We start from the raw sequence: 13,567 nt of genomic DNA on the forward strand, positions 1-13,567 counted from the left end.
CGGGACCAGGACGCCGCCGCGGCGGCTGTGGCGGCCATGTCCCCGGAGGAAAAGGCCGGGCAGGTGCTGCTCCCGTTCTTCAAAGGCAACCAGGTGGAAGCCCACGCCGCGCTCATCCAGCGCCTGCACCTGGCCGGATCCATCATCATGGGCGACAACGTCCCGCGCGACCCCCAGGGGAAAGTGGACGTGGCCGCGATGGGGGCTGTGACCCAGCGGCTGCGGCAGGCTGCGGCCGCGGACGGCCGGCCATGGCCCGGGATCATCGGCGTGGACCAGGAGGGCGGGGCAGTGGCACGCCTGGGCGCCCCGCTCACCGAATGGCCGGTGCCCATGAGCTACGGGGCCGCAGGCAACGAGGACCTGACCCACCAGGCCGGCAAGGCCTTGGCCGCAGAGCTGGTGCCGCTGGGGTTCGACCTCGATTTCGCGCCCGACACGGATGTAACCATCGGCCCCAAGGACCCCACTATCGGCGCCCGGTCCATGTCCGCCGATCCGGCCGTGGCGGCCTCACAGGGCGTGGCGTTCTCCCGGGGCATGCTGGACGCGGGCATCCTCCCCACCGTCAAGCACTTCCCGGGGCACGGCTCGGTGACAACCGATTCCCACCTGAACCTCCCTGTCCAGCCGGCCACCCTCGATGAGCTTAGGGGCAGGGACTGGAAACCCTTCCAGGCCGCCGTGGCTGCCGGCTTGCCGGTCATCATGACCGGGCACATCGCCGTTCCCGCGCTGGAACCCGGCGTGCCGGCGTCGCTCTCCGCCCCAAGCTACGCGGCGCTGCGGGGCCTGGGCTTCCAGGGTGTTGCGGTCACGGATGCCCTCAACATGGGCGCCGTGGAAAACCAGTATCCTGCCGGCGCCGCCGCCGTGAAGGCCCTGGCCGCGGGCGCTGACCTGCTGCTGATGCCCGCTGACGTGGAACAGGCGCATGCCGCCATCCTCCAGGCGCTGGCCGCCGGAACCCTCCCGGCAGCGCGGCTGGATGATGCAGCCCGGCGCGTTGCCACCATGATGACGTGGCACGCACGGACGGCGGCCCCGGCCGGGACACCCGGCGCCGGTGCTCCGCCCGGGAGCGGCGCAGCGTTGTCAGCCAAGGTCTCGGCGTCCGCCGTGACGGTCCTGTCCGGCCCGTGCCACGGGCCCCTGGTGCCGGGTTCGGTGCGGGTCGAGGGCGGTGGCCCGGGGGACCGCGAACGCTTCGAGGCCGCCGCCGCCCGTGCCGGCCTGGCAGTTGGCTCCGGACCCGTGGTCAACCTCATAGGCTTCGGCGGAAAACCGGGAGGCGGCGACATCGCCGTCGCCCTGGATGCACCCTGGCCGCTGCAGGACTCCGCCGCGCCGGTCAAGCTGGCCCTCTACGGCCGCAACGACACAGCGTTCGACGCCCTCGCCGCTGTCCTGGCAGGCAAAGCGACGGCACCCGGAAAACTTCCCGCCGCCGTCGGGCCCTATCCTGCCGGAACCGGCTGCAGCCCGTAACCTGCGAGCGGGAGCAGCGGGGGAGCGCGTTTAATGGTCAGGTGCCCATTCTGAATAAAGACATGACCCTCTGCATCTCGCTCTCCGCCCGTCCCAGCAACAACGGGACCCGGTTCCACAACCACCTCTACGGGCAACTGGACCTGAACTGGATCTACAAGGCGTTCGCGCCTACCAACCTGGAGCAGGCCATCGCGGGTGTCCGCGGGCTGGGCATCCGGGGCTGCGCCATCTCCATGCCCTACAAGGAAGACGTCATTGCGCTGGTGGACGAGATGGACCCGTCCGCCCAGGCCATCGACTCCGTGAACACGATCGTGAACACGGATGGCCACCTCAAGGCGTACAACACCGACTACACGGCCATTGAGCAGCTCCTGGCCTCCAACCAGGTCCCCGCCAGCTACTCCGTGGTGGTGCAGGGATCCGGTGGGATGGCGAAGGCCACGGTGGCGGCCTTGCGGGACGCCGGCTTCACCAACGTCACGGTCTTGTCCCGGAACGAGGCGTCCGGCCGGGCGCTCGCGGACCAGTACGGTTTCCAGTGGCGGGCGGCGCTCGACGGCGGGACGGCCGACCTCATCATCAACGTCACCCCGCTGGGCATGGCCGGCGGGACGGAAGCGGACACCGTGTCGTTCCCGGCGGAGGCAATCGAAGCGGCCCGCCTGGTCTTCGACGTGGTGGCCTTGCCCGCCGAGACGCCGCTGATCCGTGCCGCCAGAGCCGCCGGTAAGCCGGTTATAACCGGAGCCGAGGTGGCCACCATCCAGGCGCTGGAACAGTTTGTCCTGTACACCGGGGTGCGGCCCACGGCGGAGCAGGTGCGGGCCGCCGAGGAGTTCATGCGCGCCCAGTAGCGGACGGGCGGCCGTCCGGCTGCGCCTACGGCATGTCCGTTGGGACGGGTTCCACCACGACGGCTACCCGGTCCTCGCCAATCCGGGTCAGGACCAGGGTGGCGGCCTTGCCGGCGCCCTTCTTGCCGGCCGCCTTTCCGCCGGGCAGCAGTTGCTTGCGCAGTTCTTCCGGGGTGACGGCGGTGCCCCTCTTCTTGATGTCCAGCACGGTGATGCCCTCCTGCTTCACCCAGGCTTTGAGCGCCTTGACGTTGTAGGGCATGACTTCCAGCACCTTGTAGGCGCGGGCAAACGGCGTGGCCAGGAGTTCAGGCGCACAGATGTAGGCGATGTGCTCATCCACCAGGTGGCCGCCGAGTTCCAGCGCGACATCCGCCACCAGCCCGGCCCGGATCACGGCGCCGTCGGGTTCGTAAAGGTAGCCCTCCACCGGTCCCACCGGAGCCGTGGGGCCTGCACCGAAATCGTTGCCGCTGGTCAGTTCGGCCGCACCTTCCGGGCCAAGGACCAGTGCGGCGCGGCGCACCCCCGGCCTGCGGACGGCGTTAAACCACAGGGTTACCTCGGTGACGTCTCCGGCTACCGACACCCACTGGGCTTCGCAGCCGGCGGGCACGGATTCGTGTGGCATGCCGGGCCCCATCTTGACGCCCACCGCCCTCCCCGACGCCGCGAGCGATTCAACGAAGGACAACGGCGGTGAGAACGCCTCCGGGTCCCAGATCCGCTTGGTGCCGGACGTGGAGGTGACCCGACGGGCAGGATCCAGCCACACGCCGTCCACCCCGTCCAGCGGCACGGCTGCCGCGTCCGCGTGCACCACGGTGGCGTTGGGGAAGGGGATCAGGTTCACCGTGGCGCAGGCCGCCGTGGTCTCGTCCATTTCGACGGCGGTGACGTTGAGGTCAAGGGATGCCAGGGCCAGGGAATCGGCGCCGAGGCCGCAGCCCAGGTCCGCCACGTGGCTGATCCCGGCAGCGGCGAAGCGCTGCGCGTGGCGCGCCGCAACATTCAGGCGGGTGGCCTGCTCCAGCCCTGCCTGGGTGAACAGCATCTGGCGGGCGAACTCACCGAACTTCGCCTCTGCCTTGGTGCGCAGCCGTGACTGGGTCAGGACCGCGGAGACCATCCCCGCAGGATGGCCGGCCTTCCGGAGCGCCGAGTTGAGTGCGAAGGAATCCTCTTCCCGGTAGGGGCCAAGGGATGCCAGCAGCTCCCAGCCTTCGGGGGTCAGCAGCGGTGCAATCTGGTCCTGGGGAGCGTGAGCCATGGGTTCCAGCCTAATGGAGGAGCGTACGCCGGGTTGCCGATAGTGTGGACATCATGGATGAAACCGCAGCCTCCGGGGAGACCGGCGAACACGAACCCAAGGAACGTGGTCCTGCCCGGTATGCCCGCCCGGTCCTTATCGCCGCCGCCGTGGTGGCGGTGGTGTGCATCGCGCTCCTGATCATCATCTTTGTCCTGGACACGTTCAACGCCACCGTCTACTCGGTGGGCGGCAACGACATCTCGGACAACACGCAGGAAGCCCGCGATATCCGCGGACTGTACGACGGCGCGCGGGCTGGCAGCATCTTCGTCCTCGTTGCCTCGCTGCTCGCCGCGGCCGCTGCGGGATGGGTGTTGTTCCGCGGCCGCAAGAAGGGCGGCAGTGATGCCGACGGCGGCGAGGACGTGGACTTCGACGACCTGGGCCGCTGAGACGGTCCGGCGCGGGGCCCTAACGGGGCGAAACCGAATACGCCCATGACGAAAAGTTGGCACTCACCTTGACCGAGTGCTAACCCTTACATAGAGTTTCAATTAGCACTCTCCCCCGGAGGGTGCTAATACATGAAGAGCTGCCAGCCAGGCTGCTGCCGGCACCGCGACGACGGTTTGCCAGCCAGGGCGGGAAGCTTTCCAGTCCACGAATTTGCTGACGAAAAGGAGAGGTCCGAGTGTCGGTCTCTATTAAGCCTCTTGAGGATCGTATCGTTGTCCGCCCGCTCGAAGCCGAGCAGACCACGGCTTCCGGCCTGGTCATCCCGGACTCCGCACAGGAGAAGCCGCAGGAAGGCGAAGTTGTTGCAGTAGGCCCCGGCCGCTTCGAAGACGGCAACCGCGTTCCTGTTGACGTAGCCGTTGGCGACGTCGTCATCTACTCCAAGTACGGCGGAACTGAAGTCAAGACCGGGGGCACCGAGTACCTAGTGCTCTCCGCCCGCGACGTACTGGCGATCGTCGTCAAGTAACTCTTTCGGATCCCCGTGCCGCCGGCCACGCTTATGCTGGCCGGCAGTGCGGGGTTTCTGTCTTTGAAAGGACAAAACCATGGCAAAGCAGCTTGCGTTTGACGACGCTGCCCGCCGGGCCCTTGAGGCCGGCATCGATAAGCTCGCCAACACAGTCAAGGTGACGCTCGGCCCCCGCGGCCGCAACGTCGTCCTGGACAAGAAGTGGGGCGCCCCCACCATCACGAACGACGGCGTCACCATCGCCCGCGAAGTCGAACTGGACGACCCCTACGAGAACCTTGGCGCCCAGCTGGCCAAGGAAGTCGCCACCAAGACCAACGATGTTGCCGGTGACGGCACCACCACCGCCACCGTCCTGGCACAGGCCCTGGTTAAGGAAGGCCTGCGCAACGTTGCCGCCGGCGCTGCCCCCGGCCAGATCAAGCGCGGCATCGAAGTTTCGGTTGAAGCCGTCGCTGCCCGCCTGCTGGAGAACGCCCGCCCGGTCGAAGGCACCCAGGTTGCCAACGTTGCCGCCATCTCGGCGCAGAGCGACGAAATCGGCGAGCTCCTCGCCGAGGCTTTCGGCAAGGTGGGCAAGGATGGCGTCATCACCATCGAAGAGTCCTCCACCACCCAGACCGAACTGGTCCTGACTGAGGGCATGCAGTTCGACAAGGGCTACCTGTCCCCGTACTTCGTCACCGACGCCGAACGCCAGGAAGCTGTCCTCGAGGACGCCCTGATCCTGATCAACCAGGGCAAGATCTCCTCCATCCAGGAATTCCTGCCGCTGCTGGAAAAGGCGCTGCAGAGCTCCAAGCCGCTGTTCATCATCGCCGAGGACGTCGACGGCGAGGCCCTGTCCACGCTGATCGTCAACCGCATCCGCGGCACCCTGAACGTCGTGGCCGTCAAGGCACCGGGCTTCGGTGACCGCCGCAAGGCCATGCTCCAGGACATCGCCACCCTCACCGGCGCACAGGTCGTGTCCCCGGAACTGGGCCTGAGCCTGGACACCGTTGGCCTGGAGGTGCTCGGCACCGCGCGCCGTATCACCGTCACCAAGGACAACACCACCATCGTCGACGGCGCCGGTTCGGCCGAGGACGTTGCCGGCCGCGTGGCCCAGCTGCGCGCTGAGCTGACCCGCACCGACTCCGACTGGGACCGTGAAAAGCTCCAGGAGCGCCTGGCCAAGCTGGCCGGCGGCATCGGCGTCATCAAGGTAGGCGCTGCCACCGAAGTCGAGCTGAAGGAAAAGAAGCACCGCATCGAGGACGCCGTTTCCTCCACCCGCGCTGCCCTCGAAGAAGGCATCGTGGCCGGTGGTGGTTCGGCCCTGATCCACGCCCTCAAGGCACTGGATGAGGACCCGTCCGTCAAGGCACTCGAAGGCGACGCTGCTGCTGCCGTGGGCATCGTCCGCCGCGCCCTGGTGCAGCCGCTGCGCTGGATTGCCCAGAACGCCGGCTTCGACGGCTACGTGATCACCTCGAAGGTGGCCGAGCTCGAAACCAACAATGGTTTCAACGCCAAGTCCGGCGAGTACGAGGACCTGATCGCTGCCGGTGTCATCGACCCCGTCAAGGTCACCCGTGCGGCCCTCCGCAACGCGGCCTCCATCGCTGCCCTGGTTCTCACCACCGAGACCCTGGTAGTGGAGAAACCCGTTGAAGAGGACGAGCACGCAGGCCACAGCCACTAACGCTTTACCTGCAACAGGAAACCGGTCCAGCATCCGCTGGGCCGGTTTTTTGTATGCCCGGACGGCGGGTGGGGACTAGGTGGCCGCCATCTCCTGGGTCACTACGCCGCCCGCAGGCTCATAAACCAGCGACACTGCGCCCATGGGGAAGCTGCGCACCGGCTCTGCGAGGCGGAACGTTGAGGGCACCGTCACGGAGGCGAAGAGGTGCTTGCCCTGCCCAAGCGTGACCGGATACAGCCAGAGGTGCAGGCGGTCCAGCGTTCCTGCTGCGAGCAGTGACCGGATCAGCACCCCGCTGCCGAACATGTGCACTTGGCCGTACTGGTCCCGGAGCCTGCCCGCCGCCGCAGGATCCCGCAGCACCGTGGTTCCGGCCCAGCCAGGTTCCGTGAGGGAACCGGACACGACGAACTTGGGTACCCGGTTGAGCATGTCGGCAATGTCACCGGCCTGGTGCGGCCAGTAGGACGCAAAGATGTCATACGTCTTCCGGCCGAGCAGCAGGGCATCCATCCGGCTGATCTCGGCCACAATCGAGGCCGCGGATTCGTCATCGGACACGGGTGCCTGCCAGCCGCCGAAGTCGAATGCGCCCTCGGGGTCTTCCTCCCGGCCGCCCGGTGCCTGGTAGACGCCGTCGAGGGTCATGAACAGGTTCGCCTTGATGATTCCCACGCGCCCATTCTGGGACGGCGCCGGGACCGTGTCCAGAGCCGTGGCAGGATGGTGCCATGCTGCTCCTTGAGCTCGTCAAAACGTCGGACGCCGTGGCGTCCACCCGCTCCCGGCTTGCGAAGGTCGATGCGCTGGCGGACCTGCTGCGCAGGCTTGACCCGGCGGAGATTCCGACGGCGGTGGGCTTGCTGGCTGCGAAACCCCGGCAGGGCCGCGTGGGCGTGGGATGGCGCAGTGTGGCGGCTTCGAAGGCCGAACCGGCAGGGGAGGCCAGCCTCACCGTGGCCGGCCTCGACGCGGCACTGGACAGATTGCTCGCCACCGCTGGGGCAGGTTCGGCGGCAGGCCGAGCCGCTACCCTGGGGGACCTGATGCGGGCCGCGACGGCGGGGGAGCAGGCCTTTATTTCGGGCGTCCTGCTCGGTGAGCTGCGCACCGGCGCACTCGACGGCGTCCTGACCGATGCCGTGGCCCGCGCTTCGGACAGGCCCGTCGCTGCCGTACGGCGCGCCGTGATGCTCTCGGGGGATCTCGGCGGGACCGCCCTGCTTGCCATGACGGGAACCGCAGCCGAGCTGGAAGCGGTGGGCCTCGTCGTCGGCCGCCCCGTTCAGCCCATGCTTGCCGCCACGGCTTCCAGCGCGGGCGAAGCCTTGGAAACCACGGGGGAGGCCTCTGTGGAATACAAGCTCGACGGCGCCCGGATCCAGGTGCACCGCGCCGGCGACGACATCAGCGTCTACACCCGCAACCTCGCCGACGTCACGCACCGACTCCCGGAGGTGGTGGACCTGGTGCGCGGGCTCCCGGTCCAGGATGTGATTCTCGACGGCGAAACCCTCGCCCTCGACGAAGACGGCGGTCCGCGGCCGTTCCAGGAAACCATGGCCCGGTTCGGTGCGGACGCCGTCCGGGAAACGGTGCTGCACCCCTGGTTCTTCGACGTGCTGCATATCGATGGGCGGGACCTCCTGGACGAACCCTTGTCCACGCGTATTGAGGTGTTGGAGCGGATAGCGCCCGGCCACCGGATCCCGGGCGAAATTACGGCGGACCCGGACGTGGCTGAACGGGTGTCCCGCGACGCGTTGGCTGCAGGTCACGAGGGCGTGGTAGTGAAGGCGATCGGGTCCGCCTACGCGGCGGGGCGGCGGGGATCCAATTGGGTGAAAGTGAAGCCCGTGCTTACCTACGACCTGGTGGTGCTTGCCTGTGAATGGGGGTCGGGCCGCCGGACCGGACTGCTCTCGAACCTGCACCTTGGGGCATTGGACCCTGAAGGGGACTTCGGTGAACCGGGCGGCTACGTGATGGTGGGGAAGACCTTCAAGGGGCTCACCGACGAGCTGCTGCGCTGGCAGACGGAGAAATTCCAGGAGCTTGAGGTGCGGCGCACCAGCGGTACTGTGTGGGTTGAGCCGGTCACCGTCGTCGAAATCGCAATCGACGGCGTCCAGCAGTCACCGCGCTACCCGGGCGGCATCGCCCTGCGGTTTGCCAGGGTGAAACGCTACAGGGACGATAAATCCCCGGCCGAAGCCGATACCATCCAGGCCCTTCGCGCGCTGCTGCGTCCCTAGCGGACTGTGCCTTTGCCGGAGAGGCCGGTGCGGGTGCCGCCCGGTTGGCTTCGCACGCTCCGCGCCGCTGCCGCGGGCCGCCGCCTGGCCACCAAACGGTAGAAGAGCAGGACCGCGACGGCGGCCACGACGATGCCGACGAGGTTCAGCAACAGCTGCAGGGCCGAGCCGGCCGCCTTCGGATATTCACCCAGCACCAAAGCAACGGCAACGTAGCCTGCGGCCGGGACCGTGGTCACCGAGATGAACACGCCGATCAGTGCCGCGGAGCGCCGGCCGATGATCGACAGCATCCCGGCGATACCCGCCAGCACGGCAACAATCAGTGAATACGGGCCAGGATGGTAGATGAACTCGACGGCCGAGCCGGTATCCAGCGCATCGGTGGGGAAGAGTCCCAGCGGAACGGAGAGCCACGCCGTCAGTGCCGCCAGCAGCATGGCCACCGGAAACCCGACACCCAGGGCGATGGCAGCGCGGCGGCCCAGCTTCCACTGCCGGGTGGCCAGCGAAACGGCGAGGGCGGCCAGCGGCCCGAACTCGGGGCCCACCGCCATGGCACCCACAATGGCGATGGGCGAATCGGTCACGATGCCGATTCCGGCCAGCTGGGTGGCCAGCACGAGGAAGGCCAGGAAGTTCCACGTGAGCCGGGAATCCTCGCCCGTCTGCCGCGTCACGTCATCCCAGATCACCGCATCGGCGCCGTCCCCGGGTGCCGCATGCTCAGCCCGGTCGGCATTCCTGGACAGGACGAATTCAGGCGTCGTCATGGCCACCGATCCCACGTCGCGGATCTTCAGGGCCCCCAGCTTCTCCAGGAGTTCCTCCACGGATTCCCTGGCGATCTGCACCTCGATCACGTCGCCCGGTGGCACCACGGACGCGCCGGGGACCAAAGCAACCCCCGCAGTACCCACTTGGTCCTGGCAGGTCCGCAGTGTGACGCCAGACAAATCTCCTGGCACGCAAATCCGCAATTGGACAATCACGCCGGCTCCCTTCCACGCCTGGGCCCAGCTTAGTTTGCGCCGACGCCCGGATTGGCCGTTCCAAACCAGGGTGCGTAGGCTTAATGTTTTGGCTGGCTGGTGGCGTGAGGGGTTTGGAGTGTCGATGACGGGAACCCGGACGGTGCCGGAACCGGCAGGAACCCCCTCCGGCACCAACCGCAAACCGTCCTTCCGGCCAGAGGTCCAGGGACTCCGGGCGCTCGCTGTCCTCATGGTGGTGGCCTATCACGTCTGGCTGGGACGCGTGTCCGGGGGCGTGGACATCTTCCTGCTGATCTCGGCCTTCCTGCTAACGCTCTCCTTCGTCCGCAAAGCAGAGTCGGGCCAGCCCTTCCGGCTGATGGCCCACTGGCTGCGCCTCTTCAAGCGACTGCTGCCGGCCGCCGTCGTCGTGATCCTCGGAGTGCTGGCCGGCACGTGGCTGATCCTGCCCCAGGGCCGATGGCCGCAGGTCCTGGACCAAGCCTGGGCCTCGCTGTTGTACAGCCAGAACTGGTTGCTGGCGGACGCCGCGGTGGACTACTACGCCCAGGACCACGCCGGGGCCAGCCCGCTGCAGCACTTCTGGTCGTTGTCCATCCAGGGGCAGGTCTTCATCCTGTGGCCGCTGATCTTCGCCGCCACCGCCGCGGTGCTGAACCTGCTGCGCCGCTTTACCGGCCTTCAGCGGGTCACCTACCGTGGGCTCCTGGCACTGGTTTTCGGGGCGGTGTTCGCGGTGTCCCTGGCATACTCCGTCGAGCAGACCGGTGCCAACCAGGCCTACGCCTACTTCGATACCCGTGCCCGGCTCTGGGAGTTTGCGCTGGGGTCCCTGCTGGCGCTGGCGTTGCCCTACCTCAGGCCCGGGCGCGCCCTGAGGGTGGTCCTGGGCTGGGCGGGGCTCGCAGGCATGGTCTCATGCGGACTGGTCCTCACGGTCGACCGCTCCTTCCCGGGGTACGTGGCACTCTGGCCTACGCTCGCGGCCGCCGCCATCATCGTCGCGGGGCAGTCCGGCAGCCGCTTCGGCGTGGACAGGCTCCTGAGCAGCCGGCCGGCGGTTGCGTTGGGCGACAACTCCTACGCCCTGTACCTCTGGCACTGGCCGGTGCTGGTGCTGGCGCTGGCGGCCACGGGGGTGGACGCACCGAACCTCAAGCAGGGCCTCGGCATCGTTGCCGCCGCCCTCGTACTGGCCGTCCTTACCACCCGCTTCGTTGAAAAGCCGTTGCGTGACTGGCACTGGCCCAAGCTCCGCGCGTGGCGCACCGCCGTCGTCATTGTTGCCTGCGGTGCGCTGCTGGCCGGCCCCGTCGCCGTCTGGCAGACGTCGCTCACCGCTGAGGAAAGCGCGACGGCGGCGCAGCCCCGCGAGCTGACGCCGGGTGCGTTGGCGCTCACCCCGGAGAACGAAAACCTGCCGGCCCCCCGGGCAAGGACCATTCCCGGGCCAACCGCACTGGACAACGACTGGGCGGGAATCGATTCGCCCTGTACCGGGTCAAATGCCACCGGCGACCCCATCCTGGAGGGCTGCCGGCAGGAGTTGCCGGAGGAACCGGCCACCAAACGCATTGTGGTGCTGGGGGATTCGCACGCCCAGCAGTACCTTGCCGCGCTGGCTCCGATAGCGGCTGCACGCGGCTGGGAACTGGTGACATTGCTCATGCCGGCATGCCGGTTCGGTGCGGACTCGGAGGCCCGCAACGCCGAATGCAACGCCTACAACAGGGCCAGCTCCGCCTACGTCCTGGAACACCTTCCGGATGCTGTCTTCACGGTGGCGTCACTGACCCACGAGGACGCTCCGTTCGAAACGGAGGTACCCGGCTACCTCGAGGGAGTCGCTCCGTTTGCCGAGGCGGGTATTGAGATCGTTGGCATTCGCGACAACCCCAGGTTCACGTTCAACATGCCGCAGTGCGCCCAGCGCAATGGCGCCGATGCGCCGGCCTGCAACCCGTCACTGGCAGAGTCGCTTGTGGAGCCCTCCCCGCTGGAAAACTACCGCGGCAAGGTGCCGGGCCTGCACCTGATGGACATGAGCGATTTCATCTGCGCCCGGGGCGTCTGCCCTGCCGTGGTGGGGAATGTCTACGTCTACAAGGACGACAACCACCTCACCCGGACGTATGTGGAAACCATGATCCCCATGTTCGAGCAACGCCTGCTGGCCGCTACGGGATGGAGCTGAGTGCGGTTGCTCACATTGCGGGCCTGGAATAGGGGGATCGGGCCGGAGGTTCTAATATTTAGTCAACACTTTCTGCCCCCGGAACGCCGTATCCCATGGTGGTCCCGCAGGAACGTCTGCACAGGCCAGTTCCGTAATAACGGGCTGGTCATCGGCTGCAACCCCTACCCGTGACCCAGCAACCAAGGTAAGAGGCGCACTCATGACCGAGCCCGAACACAATCCCTTTGGCTTCATTGGCCTGACTTACGACGACGTCCTGCTCCTCCCGGGCCACACCGACGTCATCCCTTCCGAGGCAGACACGTCCTCCCGGATTTCCAAGCGGATCAGCGTGCAGACCCCGCTGCTCTCGGCTGCCATGGACACCGTCACCGAGTCCCGGATGGCCATCGCCATGGCCCGCCAGGGCGGCCTGGGCGTGGTGCACCGCAACCTCTCCATCGCCGACCAGGCCGATCAGGTTGACCGGGTCAAGCGGAGCGAATCCGGGATGATCACCAACCCGCTGACCATCCGCCCCGAGGCCACGCTGCGGGAGTTGGACGACCTCTGCGCCCACTACCGAGTGTCCGGCCTGCCCGTGGTGGACGAGGACAACCGCCTGCTGGGCATCGTCACCAACCGCGACACCCGCTTCGTGCCGGAGTCCGACTTCCCGCTCCGGCTTGTCAGCGATGTCATGACCAAGATGCCCCTGGTCACCGGCCACGTGGGCATCAGCCGTGATGAAGCCTCCCACAAGCTGGCCACCAACAAGATCGAAAAGCTCCCGCTCGTGGACGAGCAGGGCCGGCTGAAGGGCCTGATCACCACCAAGGACTTCACCAAAGCCGAGCAGTACCCGCTCGCCACCAAGGACGACGAAGGCCGCCTCCGCGTGGGCGCAGCCATTGGCTTCTTCGGTGACGGCTGGGAACGCGCCATGACCTTGGTGGACGCCGGGGTGGACGCCCTGTTCGTGGACACCGCCAACGGGCACTCCCAGGGCGTGCTGGACATGATCCGCAGGCTGAAGTCCGATCCTGTTGCCGCGCACGTTGACATCATCGGCGGCCAGGCTGCCACCCGCGAGGGAGCCCAGGCACTGATCGACGCCGGCGCCGACGGCATCAAGGTAGGCGTGGGGCCCGGATCGATCTGCACCACCCGCGTTGTGGCCGGTGTGGGCGTTCCGCAGATCACCGCCATCTACGAATCCGCCAAAGCTGCCATCCCCGCCGGCGTCCCGCTGATCGCCGACGGCGGCCTGCAGTACTCCGGCGACATCGGCAAGGCCCTGGTGGCCGGTGCCGACACCGTCATGCTCGGTTCCCTGCTCGCCGGTTGCGACGAGTCTCCGGGCGAGCTGATCTTTGTCAACGGCAAGCAGTTCAAGTCCTACCGCGGTATGGGCTCCCTGGGCGCCATGCAGTCGCGCGGCAAGAACACGTCCTACTCCAAGGACCGCTACTTCCAGGCTGACGTCTCCGGCGACGACAAGCTGATCCCGGAAGGCATCGAAGGCCGCGTGGCGTACCGCGGCCCGCTGTCCTCGGTCGCTTACCAGTTGGTTGGCGGCCTGCGCCAGACCATGTTCTACACAGGCGCTCCCACCATCCCCGAGCTGAAGGCCCGCGGCAAGTTTGTCCGGATCACCTCCGCCGGCCTGAAGGAATCGCACCCGCATGACATCCAGATGACGGTGGAAGCCCCGAACTACGGCTCGCGGTAGACACAGGACTGAACGAAAGGAGGCAAGGTTCTTAACCTTGCCTCCTTTCGTTTCCCCGGGCCTCCTCGTCCTTAAATGATGCTCCTATAGCTGTCAATTGGTGTTGAGCCAGTCTGAGTAGCGTTGGAAGA

Annotated in this window: 11 protein-coding genes; 8 read left to right on the forward strand and 3 right to left on the reverse strand. The window is 67.3% G+C overall.

What is annotated here, in order from left to right; genetic code table 11:
• Positions 1-36: 36 nt before the first annotated feature.
• Both QRN53_RS17040 and QRN53_RS17045 read left to right on the forward strand, forming a co-directional pair.
• On the forward strand, positions 37-1,488 hold the full coding sequence (locus tag QRN53_RS17040; RefSeq protein ID WP_285245007.1) for a glycoside hydrolase family 3 N-terminal domain-containing protein: 1,452 nt from the start codon (positions 37-39) through the stop codon (positions 1,486-1,488).
• A 41-nt stretch (positions 1,489-1,529) separates the two neighbouring features.
• Entirely contained in the window at positions 1,530-2,348 is an 819-nt protein-coding gene (locus tag QRN53_RS17045) for a shikimate 5-dehydrogenase (RefSeq protein ID WP_285244992.1), read from the forward strand.
• A 25-nt stretch (positions 2,349-2,373) separates the two neighbouring features.
• On the opposite strand, the gene QRN53_RS17050 is transcribed toward QRN53_RS17045, so the two are convergent.
• Positions 2,374-3,618 carry a THUMP-like domain-containing protein gene (locus QRN53_RS17050; protein WP_285244993.1) on the reverse strand — a complete coding sequence of 415 codons (1,245 nt, stop codon included), beginning with the start codon at positions 3,616-3,618 and terminating at the stop codon, positions 2,374-2,376.
• A gap of 53 nt (positions 3,619-3,671) precedes the next feature.
• On the opposite strand from QRN53_RS17050, the gene QRN53_RS17055 reads away from it, so the two are divergent.
• From QRN53_RS17055 to groL, 3 genes are all read left to right on the forward strand, one after another.
• A complete protein-coding gene (locus QRN53_RS17055) occupies positions 3,672-4,052 on the forward strand; it encodes a hypothetical protein (RefSeq protein ID WP_285244994.1) in 381 nt (126 codons plus the stop codon).
• 239 nt (positions 4,053-4,291) lie between these two features.
• Positions 4,292-4,585, forward strand: a complete 294-nt coding sequence (groES, locus tag QRN53_RS17060; protein WP_003805290.1) for a co-chaperone GroES — start codon at positions 4,292-4,294, stop codon at positions 4,583-4,585.
• A gap of 79 nt (positions 4,586-4,664) precedes the next feature.
• Positions 4,665-6,275 (forward strand): chaperonin GroEL, encoded by a 1,611-nt coding sequence (gene groL / locus QRN53_RS17065; protein ID WP_285244995.1) that lies wholly within the window; start codon positions 4,665-4,667, stop codon positions 6,273-6,275.
• Positions 6,276-6,350: 75 nt separating this feature from the next.
• Here groL and QRN53_RS17070 read toward each other — a convergent pair whose 3' ends face one another.
• Complete coding sequence (locus tag QRN53_RS17070; RefSeq protein ID WP_285244996.1) at positions 6,351-6,953, reverse strand: dihydrofolate reductase family protein; 603 nt, start codon at positions 6,951-6,953, stop codon at positions 6,351-6,353.
• Between the two features lie 56 nt (positions 6,954-7,009).
• On the opposite strand from QRN53_RS17070, the gene QRN53_RS17075 reads away from it, so the two are divergent.
• Positions 7,010-8,533 (forward strand): ATP-dependent DNA ligase, encoded by a 1,524-nt coding sequence (locus QRN53_RS17075; RefSeq protein ID WP_285244997.1) that lies wholly within the window; start codon positions 7,010-7,012, stop codon positions 8,531-8,533.
• On the opposite strand, the gene QRN53_RS17080 is transcribed toward QRN53_RS17075, so the two are convergent.
• The gene (locus QRN53_RS17080; RefSeq protein WP_285244998.1) at positions 8,530-9,489 is read right to left on the reverse strand and encodes a DUF389 domain-containing protein; all 960 of its coding nucleotides are present in this window, start codon (positions 9,487-9,489) and stop codon (positions 8,530-8,532) included. The genes QRN53_RS17075 and QRN53_RS17080 overlap by 4 nt on opposite strands.
• Positions 9,490-9,649: 160 nt before the next feature.
• Between QRN53_RS17080 and QRN53_RS17085 the strand changes: the two genes are divergently transcribed.
• Entirely contained in the window at positions 9,650-11,722 is a 2,073-nt protein-coding gene (locus QRN53_RS17085; protein ID WP_285244999.1) for an acyltransferase family protein, read from the forward strand.
• Positions 11,723-11,924: 202 nt separating this feature from the next.
• Positions 11,925-13,436 carry an IMP dehydrogenase gene (gene guaB, locus QRN53_RS17090; protein ID WP_018760372.1) on the forward strand — a complete coding sequence of 504 codons (1,512 nt, stop codon included), beginning with the start codon at positions 11,925-11,927 and terminating at the stop codon, positions 13,434-13,436.
• The last annotated feature ends 131 nt before the right edge of the window (positions 13,437-13,567 follow it).

Origin of the sequence: Pseudarthrobacter sp. fls2-241-R2A-127, from assembly GCF_030209355.1 — a bacterium.
GTDB lineage: Bacteria > Actinomycetota > Actinomycetes > Actinomycetales > Micrococcaceae > Arthrobacter.